Origin of the sequence: Arthrobacter sp. B1805 (genome assembly GCF_002929745.1) — a bacterium.
In the GTDB taxonomy this organism is placed as follows: domain Bacteria; phylum Actinomycetota; class Actinomycetes; order Actinomycetales; family Micrococcaceae; genus Arthrobacter_D.
The window spans coordinates 123,335-139,985 of record NZ_PJIQ01000008.1 but is presented as its reverse complement, the minus strand read 5'-3'; the positions used below and the strand labels follow the sequence as shown (position 1 = coordinate 139,985).

Below are 16,651 nucleotides of genomic sequence, written 5' to 3'. Positions count from 1 at the left end.
GGCAGACTTGGACCGTGCCCCGTTCCAATCGCCCGAATCGTCCCCGCGGCTCCTCACGCGCCAAATGGGGGGCTACGCCGGAGGTGGATCTGGAGCGGGCGCGAGCGGGACTGCCGATGCGGGAATCGGCGCCCGACGGTGAGTGGTCGGTGCGGCGGATCACCGAACGGAACGCGGCCAAGACCTATACCTGCCCCGGCTGCCACTCGTCGATCCCGCCGGGCATCGCCCATCTCGTCGTGTGGCGCGAGGACTCCCTGTTCGGCCCCGAGACGGCCCTGGCCGACCGGAGGCACTGGCATCTGAGGTGCTGGCAGACCCGGAGCTTCCGCTACTGAGCTTCCGCCACTGAGCTTCCGCCACTGAGCTCACGACACTGACAACCGTCGCCCATGCTGAACCCGGTTGCCGTCAGACCTAGACTGGGGCAATGGCCAGCGAAACCCCCGATTACACGTTCTCGACCAGCCCCGAACCCATCGAGATCCGCGCCTCCACGGTGCTGCCGGCGGAGCGCCGGAACATCGAATTGCGCACCGCGGACGGCCTGACGCTTGTCGGCGAGTTCGCGGCGCCGGTCGGGCGCGCGCCCAAGGCCACCCTCGTCACGCTGCATCCCCTGCCGACGCACGGCGGATTCATGGACTCCCACGTCTACAAGAAGGCGTCCTTCCGGCTGCCGGCGCTGGCCGAGATCGCGGTCCTCCGGTTCAACACCCGCGGTACCTGCTCCCCGCGCGGCTGCAGCGAGGGCGAGTTCGACGGCGGCAACGGGGAACGCCTCGACCTGCAGGCAGCGGTCGACTGGGCTGTCGCGCAGGGTCTCCACAACATCTGGCTCGTCGGATGGTCGTTCGGCACCGAACTGTGCCTCAAGTACGGCGCCCAGGATCCGGTAGCGGAGCTGATCGAGGGGGCGGTCCTGCTGTCTCCGCCGCTGCATCGCGCGGGCGACGACGACCTCGATGCCTGGGGCGCGAGCGGGCTGCCCCTGAAGGTACTGGTCCCCGAGTTCGACGACTACCTGGTGCCCGACGCGGCGGCTGATCGTTTCTCGCGCGTGCCGCAGGCCGATGTCACGGGGATCGAAGGAGCGAAGCACCTGTGGGTGGGGGAGAAGTACGCCGCTCGGGCGCTCAACGAGATCGTCGCCGTCGTCCGCCCCGACGTCGAACTCCCGCTGCCCTCGCAGTGGACGGGACCGGCCGCCGTCGCGCCGGCGCCGCTCCCCGCCGGCTGAACGGGCAGGCCTACTGGCTGTCCTGGCGAGCGATGAAGACTTCCTTGAGGAGCAGCATCACGGCCGCTGCCGTGGGGATGGCTATCAGGGCGCCGAGGACACCGAGAAGGCTGCCGCCAGCAATGACGGCGATGACCGCCACGGCACCAGGGACAGCGACCGCGCGCTGCATGATGCGCGGGGAGATGAAGTACGCCTCGAACTGCAGGTAGGCGACGTACGGGATGGCGAACAGGAGCGCCGTGTGCCAGCCCACGGTGAAGGCGATCAGGCTCACGAGGACGGCGGCGATCGTGCCACCCACCAGCGGGATGAACGCCAGCAGCGCGACGACGAAGGCGAGCAGCACCGAGAACGGGACCCCCGCGATCGACATGACGATGAAAGCGAACGTGCCGTTCAGCAGTGCGACGCATGCCTGTCCGATCACGTACATGCCGACACTGCGGGTGATCTCCTCGGACAGGACCTCGACGCGGGGGCGGCGGGAGCGCGGGGCAAGCCTGTACGCCCACTTCTTCATCGAGGGAAGGGACGCCAGGAAGTACAGTGCGAGGACTAGGATCACCAAGGCTCCGAAGAGGCCGTTGACGATCACTGTCCCGACGCCCAGGACGCCGCCGAAGATTCCTCCGACGGCCTCGCTGTTGGCGAAGAACTTGTCGATCTCGGAACTCACCCGCTCGCGGACCTGGAACTGTTCGTCCACGGTGGTGAAGAACTCGGAATTGAGGAAATCGTCCGCATAGCCCGGTGCGCGTTCGATGATCTGCGACGACTGGTTCACGATGGTCGGGATGAGCAGCGCGAAGAACCCCACGACGATCCCCACGAGGACCAGAAGGGAGACCGCGATGCCCGCCGGCCGGGGTACCCGCTTCGCCTCGAGCGACCGGACGATCGGATCCAGCCCGAGCGCGATGAAGAGCGCTGCGCCGATCCAGACGAGGAGCTGACCCACATTGGTGATGATGAAGAAGGCAAGCAGCGCCAGGCCCACCCCCACGCTCACCATGAAGCCGAAGTGGATGGGGTGGGACTTCATGCTCCTCGGATAGGGATCCCCGAACTTGAGCCGCTCGTCCGTGAGGGCGACATCAGGGTCGACCGGTACCGGGTCAGGTGTGGGGGGAAACTCGAAGCGCGGCCTGGGCTGTGCGGTCGGGAGGGATCTGCGAGCGAGCGTGAACAGCGACCGCAGGGTGGACGGCGGTGCGGCGACGCTCGCTGCACGCGGGGTCTCGGTGCCCAGGTGCGCGTCCTCGTTGCTTCCGGCAGGCTCTGGTCGCGGGAGCGGCTGGTCCAGCGGGACGTCCTGGTGGTCTGTCAACGAAGAGCTCTGCTTTCACGTGAGCGGTGCCTCTACCGCGGGTTGTCCGACTAGCGAAACCCTAACAGCCGGGAACATTTCGGCGATTCTCTTGACGAGGCACGGCCGGCGTCCCGGGCGCGCGATCCCTCACACCGCCTGCCTCCGGACGTGAGGCTGTGCACACCGCCTGCCTCCGGACGTGAGGCTGTGCACACCGCCCGTGCCGGACCGGCGAACTTCGTTACCATTGAGTGACTATTCCTGAGTCGGCACCGGTGCGGCATACGCTGCGCCGGGTCATCAGAGCGGAAGGGGCCACGCGGTCCGCCGTAACGGACAACGATAGGCAACCAGTGCGTGTGAAGACAGCAGTACCGATCATCGTCGCAGGTCTCCTGCTGATGCTCCTCGGCATCGGGCAGCGGACCATCTGGGCTCCGGCCGAGACGGTCACAGCGAGTGTGGCACAGGACGTCGAGTCCGCACCCGTCACGGTGATCGAGCCCGGTGCGCGTGGTGACGCGAGCGGACCCGTGGAGGTGACAGTGGAAGCCGATGGCCCCTTCACCTTCGCCGTCGGACGATCGTCCGACGTCGAGGCCTGGGTCGGGGAGGCGGCGCACCTGAGCGTCACCGGTATCAGCGAGGACGCACTGTCCTCCCAGTACTCCGACGGTGAGGAGACCGTGCCCGATCCCAGCGGCAGCGACCTCTGGATCAGCGAGGAGCCGGGTGACGGAACCCTGACCTATCGCTGGAGCGAACCCGTCGAGGGCGACTGGTCGATCCTCCTCGCGGCCGACGGCGAGGCACCGGCGCCCACGCAGGTCTCCGTCACACGCCCGAACGACCAGTCCACCCCCTTCGCACTGCCACTCATCATCGGGGGCGCGCTCGTGGTCGTTCTCGGTATCGCGTTGCTCTTCATCGCTCCGCGCAGCCGGGGCGGTCGCAGCGGTGATGCTGCCGAGGGCACACGTTCGTACGCCCGTCGGCATGCCCGGACCGGTTCCTCGCAGGGATCGCCTTCGATCGCTGCTCCGGGCTCGATCCTGGTCGTCACCGGGCTCGTGGGTGCCGGATCGTTGCTGGGCATCGCGCCCGGAATGGCGACGACGACACCGTCACCGTCCGAGTCGGCCACCTCCACTGCCACCTCGACCGCCTCATCGACTGCCTCGCCGACGGCGTCGTCCACGTCCTCACCCACCGCGTCGTCCAACCCGGCTGCCGAGGGAGCGCCCTCCGCTGGCAGTGCGGCCAGCGGTCCGCCAGTCGTCCTCGACAGTCAGCTCGAACGCATTCTGGCAGCTGTGGCATCGACAGTGTCGGACGCCGACGCTGCCTCCGACGCGAAGCGGCTCGCCGCCCGTGCCGACGGTGCGGCGCTGGATCTCCGTACCGGCGCCTACGCCGTGCGTACCAAGGACGAACAGGCAGCTGCCCCCGCCCCCGTCGCGGCCGAGCCCGTCCGCCTGAGCATGATCCCGACCGATACCGAGTGGCCGCGGACCATCGTCGCCCTCACCCAGGGCGACGACAACCCTGTACCACAGGCGCTCCTGCTCGTGCAGGAGTCCCCCCGCGAGAACTACAAGCTGACGTCGGCGGTGCAGATGCTGCCCGGCAGCACCTTCCCGTCACCCGCCGCTCCCGGCGCAAGCGGTCCGGTTCCGCTGGATGAGGCCGGTGCGCTCGCTACTGCGCCCCAGGACGCGGTGGCGTCCATCGCCGACTTCCTCACGACGCCCGGCGGGGCGCACGCCGAGACATTCGAGAAGAACTCCTTCGCGGAGGCGATTACCGAGTTCCAGTCGAGCGTCGTCGCCGACCCGGGCAACCAGGCCGCCAACATCACCTTCACGCACAAGGCCCAGCCGGACCGCACGCAGGCGCTGCTGACGGGCGACGGCGGGGCGATGGTCTTCGGGTACCTCACCCACACCTACTCCAGCATCCCGAAGGCCGAAGGCGACACCATCGACCTGAAGGGAACCGTCTACCAGTCCCTGACCGGTCAGGACACCAGCGAAAAGGGCATCGACGTCAACTACGGTGAGGCAGTGATGATGTACGTACCGCCCGCCGGAAGCGACGACAGGATACGGGTCATCGGCGCAGCCCAGCAGTTGCTGTCGGCCACGCTCCGCTGAAGCTGACGCCGACAGCAGTCCAGGTTCGACCAGCAGCCAGAGAAAGGCAGAGCATTGTCCACACCAGCACAGCGGGGCGGATTGCCGCCGTCGACCATGAACCTGCGGGGAGCAGTCGACCTGTCCGCCCTGAAGGCACGCGCCGACGCGGCGGCTCGACCGGCGGCGCAGGCAGCTGCGGCTCCCAGCCCCTACATCGTCGAGGTGACGGAGCAGACGTTCCCGCAGCTGGTACAGCTCTCGTCCCAGGTTCCGGTCGTCGTCAACCTCCGGGCACCGTGGAGCGAGCAGTCGAACCAGGTGACCTCAGTGCTGGAAGCAGTGGTCGTCGAGGCGGACGGCCGCATGCTGCTCGCGAACGTGGACCTGCAGGCCCAGCCGCAGATAGCCCAGGCCTTCCAGGCGCAGGGAGCTCCGACGGTCGTCGCCGTGGTGAAGGGCCAGCCGGTGCCTTTGTTCGAGGGCGTCCTCCCGGACGCACAGATCCGCGCGTACCTGGACGAGCTCATGAAGGTCGCCGAGGCCAACGGTGTGACCGGAACCCTCAATGACGGCACCCGGCCCGCGCCCGGAACAGCGGAGGAACCGCCGCTGCCGCCGCTGCACCAGGAAGCGTTCGACGCGATCGAGCGCGGGGACTATGCCGCCGCCGCAGCAGCCTATCGCCGGGCGCTCGCCGAGCAGCCCGCCGACGCCGACGCGAAGGCCGGGCTCGCGCAGGTCGAACTGATGCAGCGCGTCGAGGGCGTGGACGCCGCCGAGGTCCGGCAGCGGGGGGCCGATGAGCCCGAGGGCGTCGAGGCCCAACTCGCGGTTGCCGACCTCGACCTCGTGGGGGGCCATGTGGAGGACGCCTTCAACCGCATCATCGCGCTGGTAGGGCGCACCGCAGGTGAGGACAGGGAAACGGCGCGGAAGCGGTTGCTGGACCTCTTCGACGTCGTCGGCGTCGCCGATCCTCGAGTGACGAAGGCGCGCAGCGCGCTCGCCCGCGCCCTCTTCTGACCCCGGACCCGTCAGGTTCCGCTCACGGTCCGTTCCCTTGTCAACGATGCTCCACGCAGACGATCCGAAGGATGTCATGACTTCCGCAGCTGCACGGACCGGCACCCCCGGCCTCTTCGACCCGATGACGCTCCGGTCGCTCGACCTGCCCCACCGCGGATGGGTCGCGGCGATGTGCCAGTACTCCTGCGACCCGGCAACCGCCCCCGGCGTGCCGACGGACTGGCATCTCGTGCACCTCGGGCAATTCGCCACGGGGGGAGCCGCGCTCATCATCACCGAAGCTGCGGCCGTGAGCCATGAGGGGATGATCAGCCCGCGCGACGCGGGGATCTACACCCGGCAACAGGCCGACGCGTGGCGCAGGATCAACGATTTCATCCACGAGCACAGTGCGATCGGTACGAAAACCGCCGTGCAGCTGGCGCATGCCGGGCGCAAGGCATCGACCTACTGGCCCTTCAGCGGCAAGCACGACTCCGTCCCCGAGGCCGAGGGGGGCTGGCAGACCGTCGGCCCTACTGACGAGGCCTTCGGCAGGTATGCGGCGCCCCGCGCGATGACGGACGAGGACATCGACGAGGTCATCCGCGATTTCGGAGCCGCAGCCGCCCTCGCCGTCGACGCAGGGTTCGACACCATCGAGATCCATGCCGCGCACGGCTATCTGCTGCACCAGTTCCTGTCACCCCTGGTGAACACACGGACGGATGCCTGGGGAGGTTCGGAGGACGCGAGGTTCCGCCTGACTCTCGAGGTGATTCGGGAAGTGCGGCGCGTCATCCCCGAGTCGATGCCACTCCTGCTGCGGATATCCGCCTCCGACTGGACCGAGGGAGGGATCGACGGCGAGGTGTCCGCTCGGCTCGCCAAGCGCGCGGCCGAGGAGGGTGTCGACTTCGTGGACGTGTCGTCCGGAGGTGCGGTTCCGGCAGCATCGATTCCGGTCGGCCCGGGCTATCAGGTCGCACTCGCCGAGGAGGTGCGGTCCTCCGGTGTTCCTACCGGCGCCGTCGGCCTGATCAGCGAGCCGCGCCAGGCGGATGAGGTGATCCGCCAAGAGCGGGCCGACGTCGTCCTGATTGCGCGTGCCGCGCTGCGCGATCCGCACTGGTGGATGCGGGCTGCACACGAACTGGGTCATGACCTCGTTCCCGCGCCGCAGTACGAGCGAGCAGGAACCTTCTGACCGGGTGAACCAGCGCCCTTCTCCTCCTTTGGGATGACGAGGGCGGTCGGGGCGCGTTGTTAGCGTGGGATCATGAGTTCCCTCGTGCCACCACCGTCCGATGAGAACAATCCCCAGGCCAGGGCAGGGGCAGCAGCGCTGAGCGTTCGCGGTCTCGCCAAGCGCTTCGGAGAGAAGATCGCCGTGAACGGGGTGAGCCTCGAGGTGCCGCCCGGGTCCTTCTACGGACTCGTAGGACCGAATGGGGCCGGCAAGACGACCACTCTCTCCATGGCCACCGGGCTCCTGCGCCCTGACTACGGCCAGGTCCTCGTCCATGGAGTGGACGTCTGGGCGCAGCCCCTCGAAGCGAAGAAGCTCATGGGGATCCTGCCGGACGGCGTGCGCCTGTTCGACCGGCTGACGGGTGAGCAGCTCGTCACATACGCGGGGCTGCTCCGCGGAATGGACCGCGACACGGTGGTCGAACGAACGGGCGACCTACTGCGCGCCCTGGACCTCACGAACGACGCCGGCACGCTGGTGGTGGACTACTCCGCGGGCATGACGAAGAAGATCGCCCTCGCCTCGGCGCTCATTCACGCGCCCAAGCTGCTGGTGCTCGATGAGCCGTTCGAGTCCGTCGACCCTGTGTCTGCCGCGAACATCCGGGACATCCTCACGGGTTATGTGCGCTCCGGGGGATCGGTCATCGTCTCGAGTCACGTCATGGATCTCGTGCAGCGGATGTGTGACCATGTGGCGGTGATCGCCGGAGGCGCCGTTCTCGCCGCGGGGACGATCGACGAGGTCCGCGGGGATGCGACGCTCGAGGATCGCTTCGTCGAGCTCGTCGGGGGTCGCAGCACGTCGGAAGGGTTGTCGTGGTTGCGGACCTCCTGAGGCTGAAGCTCGTCCTCCTGCGGAACTCGTTCAAGCGCAGCACGGCGCAACTCATCGGGGTCATCCTCGGCGCACTGTACGGTTTGGGCATCCTCGGCGCCGTCGTCGTCGGACTCGTACTCCTCGGCACCGCCGATATCGAGCTCATCCGGACCATCCTCGTGATCGGTGGATCGGCGACCGTGCTGGGCTGGATCATCATCCCGATCGCAGCCACGGGTATCGACATGACGCTCGATCCGGCCCGCTTCGTGACATTCGCAATCCCGATGCGCCAGCTGCTCACCGGGTTGGTCCTGGGAGGGCTCGTGGGCGTCCCCGGCGTCGTGACACTCGTCGCGTCCCTGGCCCAGGTGCTGACCTGGATCCGCTACCCGGCAGCCGCGGTGACGGCATTGGTGTGCGGGCTGGTCGCCGTCCTGCTGTGCGTGGTCGCGTCGAGACTCGTCACGACGGCGGTGTCCTCGATGACGGGCTCCCGCCGCTTCAAGGACGTGAACGGCATCGTTGCATTCATCCCGCTGATCTTCCTCGGCCCGATCATCGGGGGAGTGACAGCGGGGTTCCAGAATTCACCGGGCTTTGCCGCTTCCCTGGCGGACGTGCTCGCGTGGACACCACTGGGCGCGCTGTGGGCGGCTCCCGCAGACGTTGCCGCGGGCAATGCGGGCCTCGCTGTGGTGCGATTCCTGATCGGCGGCATGACGCTGGTGCTGTTCCTGGTGCTGTGGAGCCGCAGTCTCGGCCATGCCCTGGTCACCCCGCCTTACAACGCGGTGACCAAGCGGGGTGCGGGACATCTCGGGTGGTTCGGTCGCTTCCCGGCAACGCCCGCAGGCGCGGTGGGAGCCAGGGCACTGACGTACTGGCTCCGCGACCCGCGCTACTCCGCATCACTCGTCATCATCCCGTTCCTTGCGGTTCTCCTGTACTTCTCCGGTGGTGCTTCGGGTGGAGCCTTCATATTTCTCGGCCCTATCACTGCGTTCCTGCTGGCTTGGTCCATCTCTGCCGATATCTCGTACGACAACACGGCGTTCAGCCTGCACGTTTCGACAGGCGTGAGCGGTCGCGATGATCGGCTCGGACGCGCCGGTGCCCTGCTCGTCTTCGCGGTGCCGGTGGCACTGGTCTTCACGGTGCTGCCCCTACTCATCACCGGCCAGGCCGAGGACCTGCCGGTGATGCTCGGTTTGTCCACGGGTTTGTTGCTGACCGGTGCGGGCCTGTCGAGCATTGTGTCGGCGAGGTACACCTACAACGTGCCGCTTCCCGGCGAGAGTGCCTTCAAGACACCACCGGGAACGAATTTTCTGATGTTCGCCGTGCAGTTCATCGGGTGGCTGGTCATGCTGCTGCTCGCCTTGCCGGAGATCATCCTGACCATCGTGTACTTCGTGACCGGCGATGCACTGTTCGGATGGCTGACCCTGCTGGTCGGTGTTGTGCTGGGAGTGATTTTCCTGGTGGTCGGTATTCGGGTGGGTGGTCGCTGGTATGACCGGAGGGCACCCGAATTGCTGCTTGCGGTGTCCGGGAACCGTTGACTGTTCCAGGATGCAGCCGTGAGCCGATCGAATTGGACGCACCATAGATCGCCCTTGTCGACCTGGCAAGAGCCGCACAGGTTGTAGGAGCTATACCCGCTAGCCCCTGTGTATAACCGCTCTACCGCTGGAAGCTGCGGGCTATGCTGGGGCCGTTCCGGGTGAGCAACTAGATGTAATGGGGGAGTTGCGTGATTTCCGTGCGTGCGAATGGTGGGCGGAGTAGGGCACCAGCGATGGCGGCGGCTGCGGTCGTGTTGATGCTGGTAACGGGATGCCAGGGCGATGCCGAACCCTCAGCCAGCGGAACGTCCGATTCAGCGTCGCCGACAGTGGGGTCCGCGACCGCGGAGGCCTCCGCTTCAGCCTCGTCGAGTCCTGAGCCTTCCCCTGCATCGTCGCTCGGCCCGGCGGCAAATCTGCCCGTTCCCGTGAAGCCGGCACTCGCCGACGAGAACTCCAAGGAGGGCCTGGAAGCTTTCACGAGGTACTGGTTCGAGCTCTTTTCATATGGATACGCGACGAATGACTGGTCGCATTTCGAAAGAGTCACGGACCCCGGTTGTGGAACTTGTATAGGTGTCTCCGCGGCCGTCAAAGATATCTATGCATCTGGCGGATGGGTTGTTGGAGCCCAATCAAGTGTCACTGACTATTCAACTGATTTCCGCACGAATACGCGGGGATCGGTCAGCTCCATTGTGCAGGTTGTTCAGCATGAAACGCGCACTTATAGCAAGGGTGGAACTTTAACCGGCGACGATCCTAAGAAAGAACCGAGAGTGTCGGTAACATTTGCAGTGTACGAACAAAACGAATGGCTTATGCTCGATTTTGGTCCGCCTGAGGGGACTGACTGATGGCGCGAGATTTTCGACTGGCTCGCAGGGTCATCACCATTTCCGCCATTGTGCTTGCAATGACTGCTGCTCCACAGGCGTCTTTCGCAGCAGATACTGGGATTGACTTTGAAGACCACTTTGTGAAGGCAACAAATACAGGCAAACAGGAGGTGTCAGGAGAGCAAGAGCAGCTGCCGGGTGTGACCGCCCGCGATACAGAACCTGCCGCGGTTGCGGTACTTTCGCCTGAAGACGGCATCGACATCATTTATGAGCGTGCCTGCACGGCCGGCGTCGGCAGTGATTTGAATCCTGCAACGTGCCCGACGATGAATGCGCAGTGTGACGCTCGCGAGGGCGGCGTGCTGGTCAACTGGATCGAGGTCAACAACAACGCACAACCAGCAACCGAGACTCCGACAGGGCGATCGTCGTGCATGTATCCAGGTGAGCCTCCGATGCCACCCGTTGAAGGCGCAGACGCAACCGAAGAGGCTCCGATCGTGATCACTCTCGAGGAGTTCCAGAAGCAGCCGGTGGTTGCGGCGACCATCGTGTCCCAGCCGCTGAACTTCGGCTTGAGGAACGCGCATTCGAACGTCTATGCAGAGGCGCAGGAACAGGAATTCACCTTCGAGTTTCAGGACGCCACCATCGTCCTGAAAGCTCGACCGGTGTCTTACCAATGGAGCTATGGTGACGGCACGAGCGCGACAACCGCGACCCCTGGCGGCCCAGTGGAAGGTAATACCTTCGACACTCGAACCGCCACGAGTCACCAGTACGCCCAGACCGGCGACTTCAACCTCACGCTGACCACGTTCTTTGCAGGCGACTATTCGGTCGACGGCGGACCCTTCCAACCCGTCGCAGGTGAGGCCGCCGTCCAATCGCAGCCACACCTCATGAGTATCTGGCGCACGCGCGGGCACAACGTGAGTGAGAACTGCATAGAGAATCCGACCGGCATCGGCTGCGAGGCCCCTATCCGTTGATCCAGACCGGGCACTGCGATCAGGCGTGTGCTCGTCTACGCGAGGACTCGTCTATGCGAGGAGCGGGTCCACCGTGGAGCGATACGTCCTACCGGCGGGGGATATTGCGGTCAGTACACCAGGGCTCGGCTGCCGGTAGTGCCAGATGCCCTCGCTCTTCAGCATGTGATGCTTGCGGCAAAGATGTGCGAGGTTGTTGTGTGCTGTCGTCCCCTGCTGAGACCACGGTCTCGTGTGGTCCAAGTCGCACCTGGCTGCAGGAACGGCGCAGCCGGGATGTCGGCAGGTCCTGTCTCGCACGCGTAACCACTTCTTGAGATCGGCCGGCACAGCATAGGTGGTCCTGCCGACGCTGAGGACGGCGCCGGATTCGGGGTGCGTGAGTAGCCTCGTGAAGGACGGCGCGTGTGCAGCCAGGCGCCGGGCTACGTCTGCCGGTATAGGCCCGTACCCTTCGAGGTCAGCGGGTGCGTCGTCCACCCCCAGCAGCGTGAGAACCGGCACTGTCACGTTGATGTGGGCGCGAACCCTCGGGGCAGCAGAAGCGTGTGGACAATCAACCCACTCTGGTGTCGACGTGTTCTCGGCGGAACCGCCGTGAGGAAGGCCGTGGTTGCACCCCGTGGGACTCGCACCGATGAGGAGGAGATCCATCACCACATCGGTTCGCAGCTGCTGCAACGTGCGATGGTCGCCGGGACCCTGGAGGGCGCGGTCAGCATCGGTCAGGCGCGTGTCGATACCGGCTGCGTCAGTGGCTGGGAGGTGGATATGCAGCCACGCCATGGCGTCATCGGCCGGCTCGAAATCGACTCGTCGCCGGCTGCGCGCCGTTCGTGCACGTTCATCGAGCGCCACGGGGTGAAGGGTGGTCCTCAGGGTCCGAGCTCTGTACGACAACCGGGGGACAGTGGTCGCTTCTGCTACTGGCAGCAGCGTCTTCTCGATGTTCACGGCGGTTCCCGGCGGCAGCCCGGCATATTCATGAAGCAGGGTGGTTGCGTGTGCCCAGGAGATGGAACCGGAACGCAATGCCTCGAGAGTATTCGGGTGGTGGTTTACCAGGAGTGCGGAGTGTTGAACGAGTCGATGAGCTGATCTCTCTGTAATCCTCAGCAGACAAGCAAGCTCCGACGCAGTGGTTGTGTCAGCGATATTCGTGCGACGGCTCGCGCTCCCAGAGCCCTGCATCGCACGGTCTTCGAAAAGCCGCCGCAAATCTTCAGTTGCGACAGCAATTTCCGCCTCGATGCGGGCTTTATCAGCGGTCAGCGACACTATTCGATCGGAGATCCGATCGAACTGAGACAGATGTTTCGCTGCTTTCTGCATAGACCTATTGTCGCGTCCGCCACTGACATTCTTCGGGCGGATGGGGAACCTGCTGAGTGAGGCGCGACAATCGGCCGGGTCTCACCGCGGCATGTCCTGCAGCAGGGTGTGCCCGTGTGAGGACAGCGTACTCAGACCTCCTGTCCGTGTAGAGCGAGCGATAGACTGGAAGCATGACTATGCCTGCAGATCCCTTTGCAAACGATCCCCTGGACGGTGGCACTGGCGGCTCCACCGCAACCATCGAACGCGAGGAAGTGCGCCAGGAGGTAGAGCCGGGGGACGCAGAGCGCTTCGCCCACTATGTGCGCAAAGAGAAGATCATGGAGTCCGCCTTCACGGGCGAGCCAGTCATCGCTCTGTGCGGCAAGGTCTGGACTCCGGGCCGGGATCCGGAGAAGTTCCCGGTCTGCCCGGAATGCAAGGAGATCTACAACGGCCTGCGCCCAGGGGACGACAAGCCGAAGGGCTGACGCGCCACAACCAGCAACGGGCGGCACGGGCCAGCACCGGGCGGCACGGGCCAGCACCGGGCGGCACGGGCCAGCACCGGTAGGACCGGCCAGGACCGGCCAGCTCCGTTAGGGGAGCGCCGACTGATCGATTGGCCCGGATACCCGGCGACAGGGCCCGCGCGATGACCGAAGCGATGACCGAAGCGCTGACGAAGCGCCAACCGAGCACTGGCTGCGCCGACGTCGACCCGGCGCGGGCGCGTCATCCGGAGCGTGTAATGGAGGTACAAGGCCGCTTGTCTCTGGCAGTGATTCTGGTCGACCTGCTTTGCTCGGTCCTAGGCACCACCGCCGCGCGAAAAGCCCAGCCTCCCGCCGTCGTTCACGTGTCCGTCCGGATCACGCACGAGGTACGCCGCTCACGCAACCACAGGACCGACAACCAGTACAAAAGGCCCATGAGAAAGAATGCGAGCAAGCCCTCCGGAGCCATGTCTCCGGAGTTGCGTCCCCTCACCATCGGCATCCTCGCGATCATCACGTGTGCGGCCTTCGAGGCGATGGCAGTCGTCACCGCTATGCCGTCGGTCGCCCGAGAGCTCTCCGGCGAATCGAGCTACGGACTCGCGTTCTCGATGTACCTGACTGCGTCGTTGCTCGGCACCGTCGTCGCCGGTTCCTGGTGCGACCGCAAGGGTCCGAGGCCCGCGCTCGCCGTAGGAATGTCCCTCATGATCGTCGGGCTGTTGGCTGCGGGGGTGGCACCCGACTTCTGGCTCGTGACCGTCGGCCGCGCCGTCTCCGGGCTCGGCGGGGGCTTCATGATCGTTGCGGTGTACGTCGTGATCGGGCGCTCCTTCCCCCAGCAGGCGCAGCCCGTGGTGTTCGGCTGGCTGGCCGCGGCGTGGGTGGTGCCTGCGCTTGTCGGACCGGTGGTCGCCGGCTTCGTGACCGAGCACTTCGGCTGGCGATGGGTGTTCCTCGGGGTCGTGCCCGTCGTGGTGGCCGCCGTCCTGATCGTCTGGCCGAAAACACGAGAGCTCGGGCCGATCGACGCTGCGCACGAGTCTCCCGCCAAGGACCGGGTACTACGCGGTCTCGCGCTCGCGGGTGGCGTCTTCGCGGCGCAATGGTCTGTCGTCCACCTCGCCGATAGGGATAGCCCCACGCCGGGAACGGTCCTGGGGCTGACGGGCATCGCAGCGGTCGGCGTCGTCGTCGCCCTGGTCGTCCTGCCCGCCCTCCTGCCCAAGGGCACCCTGATGCTGGCTCGCGGACTGCCCAGCATCATCGCGACGCGCGGCATAGTGAACGTGGCATTCTTCGGCACCGAGGCCTTCATCCCGCTGATGCTCGTGAACTCACGCGAGATCGATCCCGGAACCGCCGGGCTCACACTGAGCGCCGGAGCGCTCGGCTGGAGCGCGGGATCCTTCGTGCAGGCTCGGGTCACGTTCGGACGTCAGTGGCTCCTGGTCGCGGGATCGTCCGTCCTCTCGGCATCGCTCGCCGCGTTCGCCCTGGCGACAGCGGTGGAAGCCCCCCTCTGGGTACTCGTGGTCGTCTGGGGACTGTCCGGGTTCGCGATGGGAATGACGCTCTCGAGCACCTCGGTCCTGGTACTGAAACTATCGGAGCGCAGCGAGCAGGGGCGCAATTCGGCGGCCCTTCAACTCTCCGACCAGCTCGGCGGAGTGGTTGGCACGGCAGGCGCGGGTGCGCTGTTCGCCCTCCTCCACGACGACGCGGATCCCGGACACGTACCGACCTTTGTTGCGATCTGGCTGGCTCTGTGGGTGTTCACGGCAGCGGGTATAGTTTCGGGTCTGAGAGGGGCCAGGTCATCAGCTGACGGCTCCGACCTCACCCCCAGCAAGTCAATGGAAGGTACTGTCTCGGCGTGAGTAATGACACCCTGTTCGGTGCCGGCGCAGCCCTGCCTCCCGCGTATCCGGAGCGTGCAGCGTGGGGGACCGCCCCCAAGCTGCGCCAGTGGCAGAGCGAAGCGCTGGAGAAGTATTTCCGGGAATCCCCGACCGACTTCCTCGCCGTGGCCACCCCCGGTGCGGGCAAGACGACCTTCGCCCTCCGGGTAGCGACAGAGCTCGTCGACGGTGGAGTCGTCAACCGGGTGACCATCGTCGCCCCTACGGACCACCTCAAGCGCCAGTGGGCCGACGCCGCGGCTCGCGTCGGCCTTGCCATCGACCCGAACTTCAAGAACGCGGACGGCCGGCACGGTGGTGCCTTCATCGGCGTCGCCGTGACCTATGCCCAGGTGGCGAGCAAGCCCATGCTGCACAGGGCCAAGACCGAAGCCGCCCGCACCCTGGTCATCCTGGACGAGGTCCACCACGGCGGCGACGCTCTCTCCTGGGGTGACGGCATCCGCGAGGCGTTCGAGCCTGCTGCCCGCCGCCTCGCCCTCACCGGCACGCCGTTCCGATCGGACACCGCCGCGATCCCGTTCGTCGAGTACGTCGAGGACCGTGACGGCATCCGCCGCTCGCGAGCCGACTACACCTACGGCTACGGGCAGGCGCTCCGCGACCACGTGGTCCGCCCGGTCATGTTCATGGCCTACTCCGGCCAGATGCGCTGGCGGACCAGCGGCGGCGAGGAGATGGCAGCGTCGCTCGGCGAAGCCGCCGTCACCAAGGACATCACCGCACAGGCGTGGCGGACCGCGCTGAACCCGGCCGGAGAATGGATCCCCGCGGTTCTCGCCGCCGCCGACAAGCGGCTCACGGAGGTGCGGCGCACCGTGCCCGACGCCGGTGGCCTCGTCATCGCGACGGACCACGACGACGCACGCGCCTATGCGGGCCAGCTCAAGCGGATCACGGGGGAGTCCCCGACCGTCATCCTGTCCGACGACGCGAAGGCCTCGTCGAAGATCGAGGAGTTCTCCGACGGGGACAAGCGCTGGATGGTCGCCGTGCGCATGGTCTCCGAAGGCGTCGACGTGCCGCGCCTCGCCGTCGGCGTCTACGCGACCTCGACTGCCACGCCGCTGTTCTTCGCGCAGGCGGTCGGCCGCTATGTCCGCGCACGACGGCGGGGGGAGACGGCGTCGATCTTCCTGCCGTCGGTCCCGAACCTGATGGCACTCGCCAACCAGCTCGAAATGGAACGCGACCACGCTCTCGACCGGCCGGACAAGGACGACGAGGGGTTCGGCCCGGAGGACGGGCTCATGGAGGCCGCGAATCGGGAGGAGAAAGCCTCCGACTCCCTGACCAAGCAGAAGTTCGAGGCGCTCGAATCGCAGGCGTCGTTTGACCGCGTGCTCTTCGACGGCGGCGAATTCGGTACCGGTGGCGAGATGGGGAGCGAGGACGAGCTCGATTTCCTCGGTATTCCCGGACTGCTGGACGCCGACCAGGTGGGGCAGCTGTTGCGCCAGCGCCAGCAGGAACAGCAGTCGCGCCGGAAGGCCAAGTCGCCCGCGGCGCCTGCCGCCGAGCCCCTCGTGGTGGACCACCGGCAGCTCACGGAACTGCGCGGGCAGCTCGCCAAGAATGTCTCCGCGTGGGCGGCCAGGACGGGAATGCCCCACGGCCAGGTCCATACCGAACTCCGACGCCAGTGCGGCGGACCCGCGGTGGCGCAGGCCAACGAGGACCAACTCCAGCGCCGGCTGCAGAAGCTGCAGGACTGGTTCATCGGGAAGAAGTAGCGGGAAGAAGTAGCAGGGAA

General features: G+C 66.4%; 15 protein-coding genes. 12 read left to right on the top strand and 3 right to left on the bottom strand.

The window, feature by feature from the left end:
* Nucleotides 1-14 precede the first annotated feature (14 nt).
* Nucleotides 15-338, top strand: coding sequence for a hypothetical protein (locus CXQ96_RS10870; RefSeq protein ID WP_104118057.1), 324 nt, complete (start codon nt 15-17; stop codon nt 336-338).
* A gap of 92 nt (nt 339-430) precedes the next feature.
* Nucleotides 431-1,240, top strand: coding sequence for an alpha/beta hydrolase (locus tag CXQ96_RS10865; protein ID WP_104118056.1), 810 nt, complete (start codon nt 431-433; stop codon nt 1,238-1,240).
* A 10-nt stretch (nt 1,241-1,250) separates the two neighbouring features.
* On the opposite strand, the gene CXQ96_RS10860 is transcribed toward CXQ96_RS10865, so the two are convergent.
* The gene (locus CXQ96_RS10860) at nt 1,251-2,441 is read right to left on the bottom strand and encodes an AI-2E family transporter (protein ID WP_258059061.1); all 1,191 of its coding nucleotides are present in this window, start codon (nt 2,439-2,441) and stop codon (nt 1,251-1,253) included.
* A gap of 470 nt (nt 2,442-2,911) precedes the next feature.
* Here CXQ96_RS10860 and CXQ96_RS10855 point away from each other — a divergent pair, with 470 nt between their 5' ends.
* The 5 genes from CXQ96_RS10855 (at nt 2,912) to CXQ96_RS10835 (ending at nt 9,328) form a co-directional block, all read left to right on the top strand.
* On the top strand, nt 2,912-4,705 hold the full coding sequence (locus CXQ96_RS10855) for a hypothetical protein (RefSeq protein WP_146070864.1): 1,794 nt from the start codon (nt 2,912-2,914) through the stop codon (nt 4,703-4,705).
* Nucleotides 4,706-4,759: 54 nt separating this feature from the next.
* Entirely contained in the window at nt 4,760-5,710 is a 951-nt protein-coding gene (locus tag CXQ96_RS10850; RefSeq protein ID WP_104118054.1) for a tetratricopeptide repeat protein, read from the top strand.
* Nucleotides 5,711-5,786: 76 nt separating this feature from the next.
* Nucleotides 5,787-6,899, top strand: a complete 1,113-nt coding sequence (locus CXQ96_RS10845) for an NADH:flavin oxidoreductase/NADH oxidase (protein ID WP_104118139.1) — start codon at nt 5,787-5,789, stop codon at nt 6,897-6,899.
* Nucleotides 6,900-6,971: 72 nt separating this feature from the next.
* Entirely contained in the window at nt 6,972-7,781 is an 810-nt protein-coding gene (locus CXQ96_RS10840; RefSeq protein ID WP_258059040.1) for an ABC transporter ATP-binding protein, read from the top strand.
* Nucleotides 7,763-9,328: a transporter gene (locus tag CXQ96_RS10835; protein WP_104118053.1), complete on the top strand. Its 1,566-nt coding sequence runs from the start codon at nt 7,763-7,765 to the stop codon at nt 9,326-9,328. The genes CXQ96_RS10840 and CXQ96_RS10835 overlap by 19 nt, the downstream gene beginning before the upstream one ends.
* A gap of 169 nt (nt 9,329-9,497) precedes the next feature.
* Here CXQ96_RS10835 and CXQ96_RS18865 read toward each other — a convergent pair whose 3' ends face one another.
* Entirely contained in the window at nt 9,498-9,812 is a 315-nt protein-coding gene (locus CXQ96_RS18865; protein ID WP_258059039.1) for a hypothetical protein, read from the bottom strand.
* Between CXQ96_RS18865 and CXQ96_RS19050 the strand changes: the two genes are divergently transcribed.
* Nucleotides 9,760-10,188 (top strand): DUF6318 family protein, encoded by a 429-nt coding sequence (locus CXQ96_RS19050; protein WP_368783615.1) that lies wholly within the window; start codon nt 9,760-9,762, stop codon nt 10,186-10,188. The genes CXQ96_RS18865 and CXQ96_RS19050 overlap by 53 nt on opposite strands.
* Nucleotides 10,188-11,165, top strand: a complete 978-nt coding sequence (locus tag CXQ96_RS10825; protein WP_146070862.1) for a PKD domain-containing protein — start codon at nt 10,188-10,190, stop codon at nt 11,163-11,165. Before CXQ96_RS19050 ends, CXQ96_RS10825 begins: the two co-directional genes overlap by 1 nt.
* A gap of 51 nt (nt 11,166-11,216) precedes the next feature.
* On the opposite strand, the gene CXQ96_RS10820 is transcribed toward CXQ96_RS10825, so the two are convergent.
* Complete coding sequence (locus CXQ96_RS10820) at nt 11,217-12,356, bottom strand: HNH endonuclease signature motif containing protein (RefSeq protein WP_181036432.1); 1,140 nt, start codon at nt 12,354-12,356, stop codon at nt 11,217-11,219.
* 314 nt (nt 12,357-12,670) lie between these two features.
* Between CXQ96_RS10820 and CXQ96_RS10815 the strand changes: the two genes are divergently transcribed.
* The 3 genes from CXQ96_RS10815 (at nt 12,671) to CXQ96_RS10805 (ending at nt 16,631) form a co-directional block, all read left to right on the top strand.
* Complete coding sequence (locus CXQ96_RS10815; RefSeq protein ID WP_104118049.1) at nt 12,671-12,970, top strand: DUF3039 domain-containing protein; 300 nt, start codon at nt 12,671-12,673, stop codon at nt 12,968-12,970.
* A 440-nt stretch (nt 12,971-13,410) separates the two neighbouring features.
* A complete protein-coding gene (locus CXQ96_RS10810; RefSeq protein WP_181036431.1) occupies nt 13,411-14,856 on the top strand; it encodes an MFS transporter in 1,446 nt (481 codons plus the stop codon).
* Nucleotides 14,853-16,631, top strand: coding sequence for a DEAD/DEAH box helicase (locus CXQ96_RS10805; RefSeq protein ID WP_104118047.1), 1,779 nt, complete (start codon nt 14,853-14,855; stop codon nt 16,629-16,631). The genes CXQ96_RS10810 and CXQ96_RS10805 overlap by 4 nt, the downstream gene beginning before the upstream one ends.
* Nucleotides 16,632-16,651 lie beyond the last annotated feature (20 nt).

Excerpts from the sequence above, each read along its gene's own strand:
- CXQ96_RS10825 (WP_146070862.1), top strand. The coding sequence starts at position 10,188 with ATGGCGCGAGATTTTCGACTGGCTCGCAGGGTCATCACCATTTCCGCC.
- CXQ96_RS10815 (WP_104118049.1), top strand. The coding sequence starts at position 12,671 with ATGACTATGCCTGCAGATCCCTTTGCAAACGATCCCCTGGACGGTGGC.
- CXQ96_RS10865 (WP_104118056.1), top strand. The coding sequence starts at position 431 with ATGGCCAGCGAAACCCCCGATTACACGTTCTCGACCAGCCCCGAACCC.
- CXQ96_RS10845 (WP_104118139.1), top strand. The coding sequence starts at position 5,787 with ATGACTTCCGCAGCTGCACGGACCGGCACCCCCGGCCTCTTCGACCCG.
- CXQ96_RS10840 (WP_258059040.1), top strand. The coding sequence starts at position 6,972 with ATGAGTTCCCTCGTGCCACCACCGTCCGATGAGAACAATCCCCAGGCC.
- CXQ96_RS10810 (WP_181036431.1), top strand. The coding sequence starts at position 13,411 with ATGAGAAAGAATGCGAGCAAGCCCTCCGGAGCCATGTCTCCGGAGTTG.
- CXQ96_RS10820 (WP_181036432.1), bottom strand. The coding sequence starts at position 12,356 with ATGCAGGGCTCTGGGAGCGCGAGCCGTCGCACGAATATCGCTGACACA.